Source organism: Pseudomonas sp. GL_091 (assembly GCF_057837725.1).
Genome location: NZ_CM174451.1, coordinates 1984868 through 2000210 on the forward strand (window position 1 = coordinate 1984868; position 15343 = coordinate 2000210).

Consider the following 15343-nt stretch of genomic DNA (forward strand, 5'->3'; position numbering starts at 1 on the left):
CACTGATTAAAGGAAATTTGTCATGTCTACCATTCACACCACGATCAGGCCTGTTCCAACGGTATTGACTCACGATCCGGTCAACGATGCAGGGCTGAGCGAGTTGGTCGCTCAGGAGCAATTTTCCAAGGATCTTAAAGGCAAGCGTCTTTCTGGTTCGGCAATCGATCAACTCGCGGCGAAGCAGGTACTCCAGAACATTAACTTCACGGCCCCTACGGCTGCGCAACTCGAAAGCGCAATTGACGCCTACCAGCCCAGTGAAGCGGACTGGCAAGATTTCAATGCGGCTTTGATGATGCTCCCCGATGAAGTGCGCGATGATCTGATGTTCGATCCGGGCGCCTGGGAAAAACATGCCAATGTATTGATCACTGCAATTATTGCGCTGAACGTCGCCCGGGTCGTCAACGCCCAACTGCGCGGGCATTTTGGTGTGATGGCCGCCGAGGCGGCCGAGGCCCAGGGCGCAGCCATTGTGGAGTCCGGTAATGCTGCCTTCTACAGTGCCGTTACCGCCGCCGTCGCGTCCGGTGTAATCGCCGGTGCCGCCTTCTTGAAAACGGGTCAAGGTCTAGGGCTCAAACATGCGGATATCAACCTGCATAAACGCAATGCCCTGGATGCCGGCAATATCAAGAGCGACCTCGAGCAGCATCGTTCCCGCAATGAATGGGACCCGCAAACCACCTACAAGATAAAAACCTTCGATGATTTCGGCCGGTCGACTTCAGTCGATTTCAAACCCAAAGGTTCCACGCTGACGCCTCAGGAGCAGGCGTGGTTCGACGGAGAAATCCTCAAGGCGCAGAAGGTCGGGCAAACCTCCGGGTGGCTGAGTGATATGGGAATTAAGGGCATTGAGAAGAAACTGGAAATCGGTCGCTTGCTCGGCGCGATGTCGATGAATCTGGGTCAGGTCGTTTCCAACCTGGTTCGTATGGCCGAACACGCGGCGCGGGAGAAAGAAGTCCTGCAGCAAAGTGCACAAAATACCCAGAAAAGTTTGAGTGACGAGATCGGCCAAAAAGACTCGGCCGATGCCGCGCTCTTGCAAAAAATCATGGACATCGTGGTGCAGCTTTTTCAATCACGCCTTGAAATTTTTAGTAAGCTCTAAGTGAGGAAACAGCATGAGAATCGCAGAGCCCTCACTTCCGGCAAACAGCGTCCCTGCTGACTTCAATGCCATTGTTGATACGCCGTTGCCTCCCGAAATGCCTGTCGAGGTCCACGCCGGATTTTCCCTTGCGCAGTTGCTCGAACGTTCGGCAAAAGCGCTGAATCGTAATCTGGAAAATATGCTCAAGTGCCCGGCAGGAGTTCCAAGAGAGCTTCAAGGCTCGCCTGCAGAGAATCTGGCGCAGTATTTTGCGTCTGCCGAGTTTGTCGAGCAGATTCACGCTAAACGTATTCGATCGCTGATGTGGACACACCAGATGCGCCAGAGTGGAACGGTGTTCACCCATTGCCTTGAAACGCTGCCGATGGAGCAACGTCAGCAACTCTACGCTGAGCAGGACCGCATTCTCGATGACCTGAAGCGAATGTCGGTGCCGGACGAGATCGCTGACAAGTTCGCAGCTGGATTGAACTCCTCGAATGAGTTCTTCGACAAGCTGCTCGAACTCATCGACTTGATCAAAAACGGCTACCTGGCCGGTTATGAACACATCATCGCGGCCTATTCGGACTTCTTCGCCGACTTCAATGCGGAAATTACTGCGAAGTTGAAAGACTGGATCGAAGGTGCCAACGACGGTAAAGAGGTCAAGCTTAATGCAGGCGCATTGCGTGATGCACTGACCAGACTGATCGAGAAGTACACCCACCCCAATCCTGCCTCCGTTCTGTTTCCTGAACCCGGCAAGGGTGGAGCCACAAGAGAAGAGTCCGAGAACTGGCGCAAGGCACTGGGCTTGCCCGCCAGTTGCCTCAAGCAAAACGCTGACGGCACTTACTGCGTAGTCATCGATACCGGGCCGCTATGGACCATGAAAAGTAGCCTGCCGTCCGGCGGTACAGTGACTTGGGACACCGCCAAATTCCAGGCCTGGCAAACCGGCTTCAATGCCCAGGAAGAACGCATGAAGAACACATTGCAGTCATTTACGCAGAAGTACTCGAATGCCAATTCTTATCATGACAATTTCAATAAAACGCTGTCTTCACATTTGAATCAGTTTTCTGACATGTTGAAGGCAATGTTGAATTTTTGATGCAAGTCTGAGTTGTTTGGATAAAGCAATTAAATGTCAGCAGGTCGGGCGTTACACGGGTTCGTTTGAACTGGCGTTGCGCCTGCGCTTTGTTGAGTGGGAGAATAAATGTCAGATGATTCAAGTGATCAGTTCGACGTTGTGAGTCAAGTGCTCAAGGTGTTGTCGGACTATTTTCCGGTGGGTTGCCGAGAAGTTGAGTTGGCTTCGCGATTGGTCGAAGATTTGTATGTTGACTCCATAAGTCTGGTTGAGATTGTCATGGCGCTAAATGAGTCGTTCGGTATTGAACTTCCTGAGGATAGAGTTGGGTTGTGGAGGACCGTGGAGGATGTTTGTGAATCGGTTATGATTTCAAGAGGTGGACGGGCGCTGGATCTGGGAATCTAAAGCGGCATTGCAAAGTTATGAGAGGATGATCGACTGGTTTGCCTCTTGAGTTACTTGATGGCTTTTTAATTTTTAATGGGATGCCTTGCGTCAATAGATGCAAGGCATTTTTTGTATGATTTTGTTTGTTTTTGGCGAATTTTCCTACAGAAAGAGTCGTAGTTTCATCAGGTGATGAGTTAGTTTCCCTACGGAATCCCTCCACTCAACTTCCTATAGTCACGCAGCTTGTCATCTTGAGCTGGATCAGCCCCAGGCTCAATTGCGCTTCAGTACCTTTCTATAGAGATGTCTCAGAGCATGGACTGTGCAACTGATCGAACGCCGGTCAAGTCATTCGTGTTTGACCACTGGCTATTGCAAAGCGATGGAACGCTGATGCGAGATGGAGAGGGAGTTCACGTCCCACCCAAAGAGTTGAACGTACTGCGCATGTTGCTGAAGTCGGCGGGGTCGGTCGTCAGCAAGGATTATTTGCTGGACCATGTATGGCCCGAGATGGATGCCGCCGAAGAATCGTTGACCCGCTGCATTTATGCATTGCGCAAGCTGCTCAGGGAAAACAAGGATTTCATTGCGACGGTGTACGGCCAGGGTTATCGATTTACCTGTGCGGTTGTCGAACTCGACACACCGGGTCAGGCGAGGGCTGTGGCGCCTTCGCTGGCTGTTCTGCCGTTTCGCAATATGGGGGAGACGGCAGCGCTGGATCTGCAGGATGTGATGATCCGTCAGTTGACTTTGGCGTTCGGCGAGGTGTTGCACGTCATCCCCTCGGGATTGATGGCGGCATATGCACAACCGGTCGATGTGCGGTCGCTGGTCGGGCAGTTGTCTGCGGACTACTGCTTGAGCGGGCGGTGTAGCGGCCCGAGCGATCAGCAGCAATGGTCGGTCGAGTTGATCCGTGGCCGCGATCACGCTCTGCTGCATGGGCAGACACTGGATGTCCGTGATCTCGGGGCGTCGCTTGGGGCATTGACGTGCCTGGTTGCGCAGCGCATTCCCGGTTTGAGCCTTGTCGGTGATGCCTGCGCGTCATACCCGGCCGCGGTGGCGTACCTGCGTGGTTTGTGCAGCGTGCAGCAGCACACTCCGCAGAGTCTGCGCGATGCGCTGGTACAGTTTCGCCAGTGTCTGAAGCTCGATGCCGGGCACACATTGTCCTGGTATGGTTTGGCGGATGCGTGGCTGGGGCAGGCAATGATCGGATCGTGTTATCAGGGCCGGGCAATCGATGAGGCACAATCGGCGATTTCCAATGCCCTGGCATTGGACCCTGGCAACATGCCTGCCTTGGCTCGCCTGGCTTTGCTCACCAGTCTGCGCGGCAGCGAACAGGCGGCCCAAGTGCTTTTCCGACGCTGTCTGCTGAATGCCGATCAGGCTGACGTTCATTACTTTCATGCCTGGCATCACTGGTTCTGGCGGCGCAACGAGCAGGCTGCGCAAAGCATCGACAATGCTCTGCAGCATGATCCTGATTGCGTAAGGGCGCAGGTCTTGCGTATGCGCATTGCGCTTGCCGCAAGTCCCGAGTCGGCCTTACTGATGGCTCGTCGAGCCCTGCAACAAGGCGCCTCGGGCAATTCGTTGCTAGTGATTCTGTATGCCGTGGTATTGGCTTATTGTGACCAGCACGCGGCAGCCTGGGGTGAGCTCGAACAGGCCGGGCTCTGCGAAAGCGCAATCGGTGAACAGGGCCTGGCTGCCTGGAATGTGCTGTTCGGCGTCAATCCATTCAATGCCCGCGACCTGTATGCGAACTGGTTGGCTCTGGCCAGGCTGCGATCCGTTGAGGACATGTCGTCAACCCGTTGGTCCGGTTTGACAAGTAGTCCAGTGGTCGCGCCGCTCTGGAGCTCTTTGCAACGAGAACCTGATGTGGGCTATCAGGCATCGTCGCAGGATCATCCTGACCACGAGCGACCGCCGCTGGTCAGCGAGCGGCGTCTGGCATGACGCCGCGCAGAATCAAGTGGCTAACGGTGCTGGTGTGCCTTGGCGCGAGCCAGGCGCAAGCCTGGTGCTGGAGTCAGGCGGGGGGCGATATGCGATCGAGCCCGAACTGCTTCGAGCGATTGCCGATGTCGAATCGGGACAGAATCCGAACGCAATGAACTACAACAAGGACGGTTCGCGAGACATCGGGTTAATGCAGATCAATAGCCATCATCTACCCCGTTTGAGCGCCCAGGGCATCACTGAGCAGCGCCTGCTGGGTGATCCTTGCCTGTCAGTTGAAGTCGGTGCGTCGGTGCTTGCCGGTTTTATCGCGCGTTACGGCTACAACTGGACGGCAGTGGGTGCCTATAACGCCGGCAATTCTCCGCAACGGCAAGCCGCGCGCCTGCGCTATGCGCGCAAGGTCTGGCAGCGCTATCAGGTATTTTCCCTGGCTCGACAATGAGGGTGCCATGAGAGTTGGCGCAAGATTCTGATCCTTTGCAGGGTGCGATCGGCAGAATTCGATCAGGAATCTAGCCGCCGGCCTTTTTAACATGGCCGCTCATTTCTCAGCTCTGGAGCTTGAACGGTGACAGTCCCCGCCCCGAAGCCTTGCGTTCTGCGAATTCTCAACGGTCCGCTGCAGGGCTGCGAATTCCCGCTTGGTGAAACCACAACCTTGTTCGTGGTAGGGGCTATGGATCTGCTGGGAGAGGGGGTACTGACTGCCAGCGTCCCGGCGGATGCCATCTTCGTTCCGCTGGAGTCGGGGGGATGCAATTTTGAGGTGTTGGCCGATCAAGTCACGCCGGATGGCCTGCCGCTGCGGGTGCTCGATGAGTCAACGGAAATACGCCACTGTGCTTTCCACACCAGGGTGCAGATCGGCGGCCTGCAAATCGCCTTGCGGCCTGAAGACCAATCCTGGGCACCTGAACTTCTCGGGCTGCAACCTGAAGCTACCCCTGATGCCGCCGTTGTCGTGTGGTGGCGTGCCCCTTGGTCTGGATGGGTCGCCAGCGGTCTGGCGCTGGCTGCCCTGGTCACCGCGGTCGGCATCTGGTCGGTGCCTGGACCCACACCTGAAACCGATGTTCGCGCGTTGATCACCGGAGCCAGTGACGAAGCCAAGGTGTTGAGCGGTCGTGACAATGCGATCTATGTGTTCGTGGCTTCCGAACGTGATGCGGGTTGGAGTCGGCAAGTGCTGGTGCGCCACAACACGCTGAGCGGCAAAGTGCTGGTGATGGACCAGGAGCGTCGTCGGCTGGAGCATTTGCTGGTTGACCATGATCCACAACTGGCCTGGCACTCCATTGATCTGAAGGATCCATCGGTACCGCGACTGTTGCTGAGTGCACAACGCAATCTGCTCACACCTCAAAAACAGGCAAAACTGCTCGATGCACTGCTCTCGGCCGCGCCTTATGCCCAGGACATAACGGTGCAAATGCAGGATGACAGCCTGCTCGTCGATCTGGCGCAAGAGGGTTTGCAGCGTCTGTCACTGGCCTTCAGCCGCATTGAGCATGAGGACAATGTCACGTTTGCCGTTGCAGGCAATTTGCAGGATTCCGAACTGGCGAACGCCCGCCGGTACATCGACAGCTTTTACCGGCAGTGGGGTGATCGCTACGTGCACTTCACCGTCGAGCTCAAGGACGACTCGCTCAAGGACAAGTCGTTCCAGACCGGCCCGCAGGGCTACATCAAGATGACCACGTCATCCTGGCATTTTCCTACACAACACTAAAAGGTGACTCATGGCCGACATTGCTATCCCCATCGACTTTGCCGATGACTTTCTCGGGCGTCAGGCCGAGGCGTTCGAAAACGGTGCCGCCTCCCTCAAGACCGCGCTGGACAAAGCACTGGATGACTTGAAGCAGGATGCATCGGACCCTGGTCTGCTGGCGGCTTATCAGGCCGCGTTTTCGTCCTACACGGTGTTTCGAAACGCCCAGACCAACACGATCAAGGGCTTCAAGGATATCGACATGGCGATCATCCAGGCAGCCCGCTGACTCTTCCTTTTTTGACCGGCCATTGGTACGTGTCAATGGCCATTTTCATGAGTGCATTGCATGGCTATTCAAAACATTTCCCTGTCTGGCATCGGCCGGGCAGTCTTTACGGAATTGCGCGGCCCCCACGAAGGACCGATCGTATCCCTTGAGTCCCGATTGATCGAAGCGTTTGCCGGTTCCGCGGTCAATAGCGAGCAGGACGTTTCAGCTATCAATCAGATGCTGCAGCGCCCGGATATCACCAATCCCGAAGTACTGGCCCAGTTGCAGGAGCTGACCGGACAATACAACGTGGACATCAACTTGCTTAACGTACTGGTCCGCAAAGCGGTAGGCACTGCCGAAACCCTGCTGCGTGCCTCATGAAGCCAGGCGTTTTGTTGATACTGTTGTGCCTGGTGCTGTCGGGGTGTCGCCAACCCAATCTGCTCGAAGGACTGGATCAGCAGCAGGCCAATGAAGTGCTTTCGGTGCTGCAGCGCAACAACATTGCTGCGGTGAAAGTCGATGCCGGCAAAACCGGCTATGCGGTGAAAATCAATCAGGTCGATTTTTCCGCGGCGGTCGATTTGCTTAACCTCTATTCCTTGCCTTCGCGGCCGCGCCTGCAAGTGGCAGAGATGTTTCCTGCCGACTCGCTGGTGGCCTCACCCCGCGCTGAAAAAGCCCGGCTTTATTCGGCGCTGGAGCAGCGAATCGAACAGTCGCTGGGTGTGCTCGAAGGCGTGGTGTCGGCGCGAGTGCATGTCAGTTACGACCTGGAGGCTGGCGAAGGCGGGCGCAAGACGCCGCCTGTCCACCTCTCGGCAGTGGCGATCCATGAGCTCGACGTCGACCCGCAATTGCTGATCACCGACATCAAGCGTTTTCTCAAGAACAGTTTTGCGGCGGTCGAGTACGAGAACATCTCGGTGGTACTGTCCAGGCGTTCCCCGACCCAGCATGTCGCGCCGTCCGTGGCCGCAACGCAAGGGCACTCGCACTGGGTCTGGTGGTTGACCGCGGTGACCGCATTGCTGTTGGCCAGTGGCGCAGCCTGGGCTTACCGCCAATCAAGCGCAGGGCAGCGTAATGTCGCACGCTGAGTGCTTATCGGAGATTCTCGCCGAGCCCCTGAGCTATCTGCATCCGCAGCGCCTGCCTTTGCCGGAGGAATTTGCCGGGCCTGAGGCACGAGGTCTGCTCAACCGAATACTGCTCGAGGGTCTTGAAAAACGGGGGGCATCGCCTGCGACGCCGCTGACGGCCGTGGCGCAGCAATGGGTTCGCCATTGGCGACAGTTACCTTATATCGCCAGGCTGATGGGCGCTTATCGCTTGATGCCCGATCTGGCGCGAGGCGCGACGTTGCTTCGCCTGCCATTGCCTCTGCGTCGGTTCGCCGGTTGCAGCCTGGGTGTTCGATGCGCCCTGCCGATCGGGAACTCGCCTGTTTCGATAGAACAGGTCGAAGCCGCCGGCCTCAATGCGTTATGGAGTTGGTACGAGCAGGTACCGCCAGCCTTGCTCGAACGCCTGACCCTGCAATTTTCCGAACCGGTTGTTCGCCTGCACAGGCAATGGCCGGTCACGCAACCCGATACAGCTCTTTTCTTTTTGGCGGTGCAACATGCTCGACGCTATCCGAACCCTGACTGACCTTCCCGCGGCGAGCGATGCGCTTGTGTCCCGCGAAGACATCGCCGCCGCGCGTCGGTGTCGAGCGTTGCAGCAACAGGCTCAGCGCTGGGCCCGTGATTGTGTAGAGCAGGCTCGGCGTGACGCCGAAGCGGTTCACGCCCATGCCTTTTCGCAAGGCTATTCCGACGGCATCTTGCGCGTCATCGAGCATCTGGCCAAGGGCTTGCTTGAATCCCAGGCGTTGGGGCAGCAATTGCGCAGCGACCTTGCTCAGGCCGCCCGCGATTTGCTCGCAGACGCGTTGAAGCGTCCCGAATGGCTGGACGAAATGTTCGAGCGTTGGCTGACGGCACAACCGGCCGGCTCGGGCGCAGTATTGCAAGTGCTGCTGCCGATGCATTGTCGGCCGCAGGGCAATGAACTTCGCGAGCGCTTGAGCCGGCTCTGGTCCGGCGAACTGGTCCTCGACTATCACCCACAAGAGCGCTATGTGGCGCGGCTTGCGGATCAGCTGCTCGAATTCGATCTTGAAACGACGAGGCAACGACTGGAACCGCGCTTGCTGGCGTGCGTGGAGAACCTGCCAGAGTCGGTTCGCGCTCTGGACCGGGCTTCCATGCAGGCGCTCACGGATCTGTATTCGACCTTTGCCGAACGCTCGGCCGGTTCCACGCAAACTGCCCCTACCGAGGTCCGCCATGAAGATTGAAAGCGGTTTGAGTCTGCGCACGACTGAGAGCGGGGGGCGCGCAACGGTCGAGTCGCTTGAGTCACGTGTGCTTGCGGCCAACCAGAACGTGCCTGAAAACAAACGCCCGGATCCCGAATTCGAGCGTTTGTATGAGCGGCTGTCAGCCATGGAGGGGCAGGGAGAAAAGGCCATCCATGCGTTTCTCCGTTCGCTTCGAGGTGCAGATGGCGAATCACCCGCGTACCCCACTGCCAAGGCGTTGATGGCGATCACGCTGCAGGTGCTGTTCCGATTGAAGGACGACGGGCTGGAAAAGTCGCAGCTTTATAAGGAAATCAAAGGTGCCAATGGCCTGGCGTTCAGCATGGACGTCTTCGTCAAGGGCTTGCTGCGGGATGTGTTTCAACCGATGGGGGATGAGGCTTGGGAGAAGAGTGAGTGGTGAGGTGAATGGAACAAACCCTGAGCGAACTTTTGTTGTTTAAAAAAGGATACGACGATGGCTTTACATTTTACGGGATCAGTCGGAAGAGTAATTACGATTCCTGCACCTTTGACTGAACCCTCAACTGCGTCCAGTCGCAGTTCGGCCTTGATGCTGAGCCAATCAACACTTGAAGGATCGTTGGCTTTTCAACCGGCCATGCTGGGAACACCCGGGCAAGTCGCCGCGGCCATGGCAAGCATGGACCGTCGTGTTGAGTTTCAGTTAGAGGAGAGCTATAGGCGATTAGGCGAGACAGACCGAATTGTGGTGGGACGGGCGAACGATTTCATTGACCATGGAGACTTACCTGAAGAGTTGTTCAATGAAGACTTTTTTGCTCGGGCCACCGAGTTAAATGCGGCGGATATCGAACAAACCCGCGAAAGTCGAATGCGCACGGTGCTTGAAGCCGGTCTGGAGTTGCTTGAGAAAGCCCGAGAGCCCGCCTGCAATTTGTTGAACGTCACGGCGCGCACAGGTCTGGTCGTCACGCTGACCACAGTATTACGTCAGTTGGTCGGTTTCTACGTGGAGAAAGCAATCCGGGAGGGCGATTCACCCGAGGCATCTCGCGCATGGGAGGTGGCCGCCATCACGATGATTGGACCCGCGATGAGTCTGATGGGCGCCATCCGCGACGAGTGCGCGGGAACGGCCAGTCTTCAGTCACGACTGGGGCGCGTTTGCATGGCCAGCATTACGATGGGCGCGCTGATTGCCGCGCACGTGACCGGTGCTTCGAGCACCATGCTTTCGAGCATCATCAATACCAACATCTATACGGTGGCTCGAGATCTGGGCAACGCCTTCTTCCCTTTGCAGGACAACGCAGGCGCAGCCAGTGCCGGTGCTACCGGGGTCACCACGGTAGCTTTTGGCACCGTGCAATTTTTGCTGGCGGAGTTGGGAGCCTTGATGCCGTTGAGCGGTCCGGGTCGATACGCGGCCGAACTTGGCTACAGCCTGGGCGCGGATGTCATCCAGGGTGTACTGAATGCCACAGGCGCGGTCATTGACGATTTCATCTTTATCCTGTGCAGAAGCTGGCCCTTGCTGTCTCCTTCGGCGGGACTGGATTCAGTGCTGTCCGACCCGGAGTCACTGCAGCAAAGTGTGCTGCAAGTACGTGCCGGGGCACGCCTGCCGTCACGGGAACAGCTGGCTGATGCGCTGTTGAATGTCAGCGCGTCCCGAACTTCGGCATTTCAGGCCATCAATCTTGCTGTGGCCGCGGCGGCCGTCGAGTTGGCTTTGACTGATCTGGGTGAGGGGGCTCAAGGTCATGTTGTGAATGTCTGTGTAATGCTGATGCTGATGCTCATCTACTTTCCGTTCATCTGGAGTTGTTCGCAGCGTACTGACAATCAATGGTCGCCCGAGCAATTGCGCGAGAATCCTGCGCCGTAAAGGCTTTGCCTGGTGTCGTCAAGAATGTGGAGTGGGGCAGGTCTCATACAGGTCCTCGCCTGTCCCCCTCCACCCGGCTATAATCGCCGCCTCAATTCGCCGCCAATCGAGTCAAATCCGCCCATGTACACCCTGGCCCGTCAGCTGTTGTTCAAACTCTCCCCGGAAACCTCCCACGATCTGTCCCTGGACCTGATCGGAGCGGGCGGGCGTCTTGGGCTCAACGGCTTGCTGTGTAAGGCCCCGGCGAAGCTGCCGGTGAATGTCATGGGCCTGGACTTCCCGAATCCGGTGGGGCTGGCCGCCGGCCTGGACAAGAACGGCGCGGCCATTGATGGTTTCGCCCAACTGGGTTTCGGTTTTGTCGAAATCGGCACCATCACCCCGCGTCCGCAGCCGGGCAACCCGAAACCGCGGCTGTTCCGTTTGCCGGAAGCCGAGGCGATCATCAACCGCATGGGCTTCAACAACCTCGGCGTCGATCACCTGCTGGCCCGCGTGGCGGCGGCCAAGTACAAGGGCGTACTGGGCATCAACATCGGCAAGAACTTCGATACGCCGGTCGAGCGTGCCGTGGACGACTACCTGATCTGCCTGGACAAGGTCTACGCCCATGCCAGCTATGTGACGGTCAACGTCAGTTCGCCGAACACGCCGGGTCTGCGCAGCCTGCAATTCGGCGACTCGCTCAAGCAGTTGCTGGCCGATCTGGCCGAGCGCCGCGCGGAACTGGCCTTGCGTCATGGCAAACATGTACCGCTGGCGATCAAGATCGCGCCGGACATGAGCGACGAAGAAACCGCACAAGTTGCGCAAGCGCTGATCGAAACCGGAATGGATGCGGTCATTGCGACTAACACCACCCTGAGCCGCTTAGGCGTCGAAGGCATGGAGCATGGCGAAGAAGCCGGTGGTCTGTCCGGCGCACCGGTTCGTGACAAGAGCACCCACACCGTGCAAGTGCTGGCGTCGGAGCTGGGTGGTCGTTTGCCGATCATCGCTGCCGGCGGCATTACCGAAGGCAAGCACGCGGCGGAGAAAATCGCAGCAGGCGCGAGCCTGGTGCAGATCTACTCGGGCTTCATCTACAAAGGACCGGCGCTGATTCGTGAGTCTGTGGACGCAATCGCGGCCCTGCGCTGAGCCTTGTAGGAGCGAGCTTGCTCGCGATGGTCGATAACGATAACGCGTGCTTTCTGGATACACACGGTGTTCTCGGGTCCATCGCGAGCAATCGAGCGTCGACCGGCTGCTCCAACAGGGATTGTTTAGCGCCAACGAGCAGGCATAAAAAAGGGCTCCATAAAGGAGCCCCTGGGCCGAAGCCCGCCGTCCGGATGGGACGCGCATGGTTAATTCGGTACAAAATCAGATTGTCGTGTCGGAGTGTTATGCCCTGTAATTAGCCGACGGCGTGAAGTTCGTTGAGTCTGTGGATTCCCGCAGTGCCGGTCATACCGTCCCAGTTGTCGCCGCGTCCTTCTCGCCAGCCGTTGATCCAGGCTTGACGTACCGACGGTAGAGTAAATGGGCAAAGCTCACGGGATTTGCCACCAACGCCATATTGATATCCGCGCAAAAATGCTCTTTCCAACGGATCACGCTTAAGTCTTCTCATAGGGTGTTGCCCTCACTTGTTGACTGTATTTATCGCGTCGACCTCTATTGAGGTCTGGCAGAAAAACTCTGCCGTTGGTGGCTCGTTGCCGGCGTGACGAGCCAAGGTGTTGGCGTCATTGCGGCGCCAACCTGTATTGAGTTCTAACCAATGCGTCACATCGAGGGAATGATCGTTTTGTCATAAGGACGTAACTATTGATGTGTTAAGGCCATAAGTAACAGCGTGTTTTTAGCGTATTTATTGGCCAAACCCCGGTATGATCGGCTCTGCGCTGGATGATGGGCTTAATCCTTTAGTGAGAATGGCTCCCGTTGCCGGGATGCACTATTCGACGAAGGGTCGATTTATGACATTTTGTTGCGTCAACTTTTTTATCTGTCCTTGCATCTAAGCTCATTTAACCCGGGCAGCAGGGGTGGAACGGCACACCTTCGTGCCACGCGGGCGCTCTTCGAGAAAAGCGCCTGATTGAAAACCGGACCGGCAATGCGTTGCCCGGTCACTCAGCTAAAGGTTCTGGAATTCCCATGTCCGATCATTTCGAACTCTTCCTCACTTGCCCAAAAGGCCTTGAAGGCCTGCTCATCGAGGAAGCCGTCGGGCTTGGCCTTGAGGAAGCGCGCGAGCACACCTCTGCCGTACGCGGCATGGCCACCATGGAAACCGCTTATCGCCTGTGCCTGTGGTCGCGCCTGGCCAACCGCGTGCTGCTGGTGCTCAAGCGTTTCCCGATGAAGGACGCCGAAGACCTGTACCACGGCGTGCTGGACATCGAGTGGCAAGACCACATGCTCAATGACGGCACCCTGGCCGTCGAATTCAGCGGCCATGGCTCGGGTATCGACAACACCCACTTCGGCGCGCTGAAGGTCAAGGACGCCATCGTCGACAAACTGCGCACCCCGCAAGGCGACCGTCCGTCCATCGACAAGCTCAACCCGGACCTGCGCATTCACCTGCGCCTGGACCGCGGCGAAGCCATTCTTTCCCTGGACCTGTCGGGCCACAGCCTGCACCAGCGCGGCTATCGCCTGCAGCAAGGTGCGGCGCCGCTCAAGGAAAACCTCGCGGCCGCCATCCTGATCCGTTCCGGCTGGCCACGTATCGCGGCCGAAGGCGGCGCGCTGGCAGACCCGATGTGCGGTGTCGGCACCTTCCTGGTCGAAGCGGCGATGATCGCCGCCGACATCGCGCCGAACCTGCGTCGCGAGCAGTGGGGCTTCACCGCCTGGCTCGGTCACGTGCCGGCGTTGTGGAAAAAACTGCACGAAGAAGCTTCCGAGCGCGCCGCTGCCGGCCTGGCCAAAACACCATTGTGGATCCGCGGCTACGAAGCCGATCCACGGCTGATTCAACCGGGCCGTAACAACGTCGAGCGAGCTGGCCTGAGCGAGTGGATCAAGATCTACCAGGGCGAAGTCGCGACTTTCGAGCCGCGCCCGGACCAGAACCAGAAAGGCCTGGTGATCTGCAACCCTCCGTACGGCGAGCGTCTGGGCGATGAGGCGAGCCTGCTCTACCTCTACCAGAACCTCGGCGAGCGCCTGCGTCAGGCCTGCCTGAACTGGGAAGCGGCGGTGTTCACCGGCGCGCCGGACCTGGGCAAGCGCATGGGCATCCGCAGCCACAAGCAGTATTCGTTCTGGAACGGCGCCTTGCCCTGCAAGCTGCTGCTGATCAAGGTGCTGCCGGACCAGTTCGTCACTGGCGAGCGCCGTACTCCGGAACAGCGCCAGGTCGAGCGTGAGCAAGCCGCTTACGATCAGGCGCCGAACGAACCGCAAGAACGCAAGTTCAACAAAAACGGTAACCCGATCAAACCGACGCCGGCACCGGCTCCGGTGATCGAGCAGCCGCGCCTGAGCGAAGGCGGGCAGATGTTCGCCAACCGCCTGCAAAAGAACCTCAAGACCCTGGGCAAGTGGGTCAAGCGTGAAGGCATCGACTGCTACCGCGTGTACGATGCCGACATGCCGGAATACTCCATGGCCATCGACCTGTATCAGGATTGGGTCCACGTCCAGGAGTACGCCGCGCCGAAATCCATCGATCCGGAAAAGGCCTCGGGGCGCATGTTCGATGCCCTGGCAGCCATCCCGCAGGCGTTGAACATCGACAAGAGCCGCGTGGTGGTAAAACGCCGCGAGCGTCAGAGCGGTACCAAGCAGTACGAGCGCCAGGCGGCGCAGGGCAAGTTCGTCGAGGTCAATGAAGGCGGCGTGAAGCTGCTGGTGAACCTCACCGACTACCTCGACACCGGTCTGTTCCTCGACCATCGGCCGATGCGCATGCGTATCCAGAAAGAGGCGGCGGGCAAACGCTTCCTCAATCTGTACTGCTACACCGCGACGGCCAGTGTGCATGCGGCCAAGGGCGGCGCGCGCAGCACCACCAGTGTCGACCTGTCGAAAACCTATCTGGACTGGGCGCGTCGCAACCTGTCGCTGAACGGTTTTTCCGACAAGAACCGCCTGGAGCAGGGCGATGTGATGGCGTGGCTCGAAGCCAGTCGTGACGAGTACGACCTGATCTTCATCGACCCGCCGACGTTCTCCAACTCCAAGCGCATGGAAGGTGTCTTCGATGTGCAGCGCGACCAGGTGCAACTGATCGACCTGGCCATGGCGCGACTGGCGCCCGGTGGCGTGTTGTACTTCTCCAACAACTTCCGCAAGTTCGAACTGGAAGCCAATCTTGGCGAGCGTTATGCGGTCGAGGAGATCACCGCCCAGACCATCGATCCGGATTTTTCCCGCAACGCCAAGATCCATCGCGCCTGGAAAATCACGGCTCGTTGATACCGGATCCCTGTAGGAGCGAGCTTGCTCGCGATGGTCGATAACGATGACGCGAGCTTTCTGAATGCACGCGGTGTTCTTGAGTCCATCGCGAGCAAGCTCGCTCCTACAGGGCCCATCAGTGCTGGTCAAATTA

15 protein-coding genes and 1 pseudogene are annotated in these 15343 nt (G+C 57.9%); 15 read left to right on the plus strand and 1 reads right to left on the minus strand.

The annotated features are described in order from the left end of the window. Positions 1-22 precede the first annotated feature (22 nt). The 14 genes and pseudogenes from AC3ITY_RS09165 (at position 23) to AC3ITY_RS09230 (ending at position 11931) form a co-directional block, all read left to right on the plus strand. Positions 23-1120 (plus strand): IpaC/SipC family type III secretion system effector, encoded by a 1098-nt coding sequence (locus tag AC3ITY_RS09165; RefSeq protein ID WP_489308550.1) that lies wholly within the window; start codon positions 23-25, stop codon positions 1118-1120. A 13-nt stretch (positions 1121-1133) separates the two neighbouring features. Then, positions 1134-2219 carry an IpaD/SipD/SspD family type III secretion system needle tip protein gene (locus AC3ITY_RS09170; protein ID WP_489308552.1) on the plus strand — a complete coding sequence of 362 codons (1086 nt, stop codon included), beginning with the start codon at positions 1134-1136 and terminating at the stop codon, positions 2217-2219. Positions 2220-2327: 108 nt separating this feature from the next. Then, entirely contained in the window at positions 2328-2609 is a 282-nt protein-coding gene (locus AC3ITY_RS09175) for an acyl carrier protein (RefSeq protein WP_489308554.1), read from the plus strand. A 300-nt stretch (positions 2610-2909) separates the two neighbouring features. Further along, the gene (locus tag AC3ITY_RS09180; RefSeq protein ID WP_489308556.1) at positions 2910-4571 is read left to right on the plus strand and encodes a winged helix-turn-helix domain-containing protein; all 1662 of its coding nucleotides are present in this window, start codon (positions 2910-2912) and stop codon (positions 4569-4571) included. After that, positions 4568-5019: pseudogene (locus AC3ITY_RS09185) on the plus strand (transglycosylase SLT domain-containing protein). Before AC3ITY_RS09180 ends, AC3ITY_RS09185 begins: the two are co-directional and overlap by 4 nt. 126 nt (positions 5020-5145) lie before the next feature. Then, the gene (locus AC3ITY_RS09190; RefSeq protein ID WP_489308558.1) at positions 5146-6309 is read left to right on the plus strand and encodes a PrgH/EprH family type III secretion apparatus protein; all 1164 of its coding nucleotides are present in this window, start codon (positions 5146-5148) and stop codon (positions 6307-6309) included. Positions 6310-6319: 10 nt separating this feature from the next. Then, on the plus strand, positions 6320-6580 hold the full coding sequence (gene sctF / locus AC3ITY_RS09195) for a type III secretion system needle filament subunit SctF (protein WP_223454938.1): 261 nt from the start codon (positions 6320-6322) through the stop codon (positions 6578-6580). Positions 6581-6640: 60 nt separating this feature from the next. After that, positions 6641-6949 carry a type III secretion system inner rod subunit SctI gene (gene sctI / locus AC3ITY_RS09200; RefSeq protein ID WP_489308560.1) on the plus strand — a complete coding sequence of 103 codons (309 nt, stop codon included), beginning with the start codon at positions 6641-6643 and terminating at the stop codon, positions 6947-6949. Then, positions 6946-7668: an EscJ/YscJ/HrcJ family type III secretion inner membrane ring protein gene (locus AC3ITY_RS09205; protein WP_223454934.1), complete on the plus strand. Its 723-nt coding sequence runs from the start codon at positions 6946-6948 to the stop codon at positions 7666-7668. The genes sctI and AC3ITY_RS09205 overlap by 4 nt, the downstream gene beginning before the upstream one ends. Then, a complete protein-coding gene (locus tag AC3ITY_RS09210; protein ID WP_489308562.1) occupies positions 7655-8221 on the plus strand; it encodes a secretion system protein in 567 nt (188 codons plus the stop codon). Before AC3ITY_RS09205 ends, AC3ITY_RS09210 begins: the two co-directional genes overlap by 14 nt. Beyond that, entirely contained in the window at positions 8193-8912 is a 720-nt protein-coding gene (locus AC3ITY_RS09215) for an oxygen-regulated invasion protein OrgB (protein ID WP_489308564.1), read from the plus strand. The genes AC3ITY_RS09210 and AC3ITY_RS09215 overlap by 29 nt, the downstream gene beginning before the upstream one ends. Next, positions 8902-9339: a hypothetical protein gene (locus AC3ITY_RS09220; RefSeq protein WP_489308566.1), complete on the plus strand. Its 438-nt coding sequence runs from the start codon at positions 8902-8904 to the stop codon at positions 9337-9339. Before AC3ITY_RS09215 ends, AC3ITY_RS09220 begins: the two co-directional genes overlap by 11 nt. 54 nt (positions 9340-9393) lie before the next feature. Further along, on the plus strand, positions 9394-10788 hold the full coding sequence (locus AC3ITY_RS09225; protein ID WP_489308568.1) for a hypothetical protein: 1395 nt from the start codon (positions 9394-9396) through the stop codon (positions 10786-10788). Positions 10789-10911: 123 nt separating this feature from the next. Beyond that, entirely contained in the window at positions 10912-11931 is a 1020-nt protein-coding gene (locus AC3ITY_RS09230) for a quinone-dependent dihydroorotate dehydrogenase (protein ID WP_489308570.1), read from the plus strand. A 259-nt stretch (positions 11932-12190) separates the two neighbouring features. Here the strand turns inward: AC3ITY_RS09230 and rmf are convergent, their stop codons facing one another. Then, positions 12191-12406 (minus strand): ribosome modulation factor, encoded by a 216-nt coding sequence (rmf, locus tag AC3ITY_RS09235; protein ID WP_003223300.1) that lies wholly within the window; start codon positions 12404-12406, stop codon positions 12191-12193. A 530-nt stretch (positions 12407-12936) separates the two neighbouring features. Between rmf and rlmKL the strand changes: the two genes are divergently transcribed. Further along, positions 12937-15207, plus strand: a complete 2271-nt coding sequence (rlmKL, locus tag AC3ITY_RS09240) for a bifunctional 23S rRNA (guanine(2069)-N(7))-methyltransferase RlmK/23S rRNA (guanine(2445)-N(2))-methyltransferase RlmL (RefSeq protein WP_489308572.1) — start codon at positions 12937-12939, stop codon at positions 15205-15207. The last annotated feature ends 136 nt before the right edge of the window (positions 15208-15343 follow it).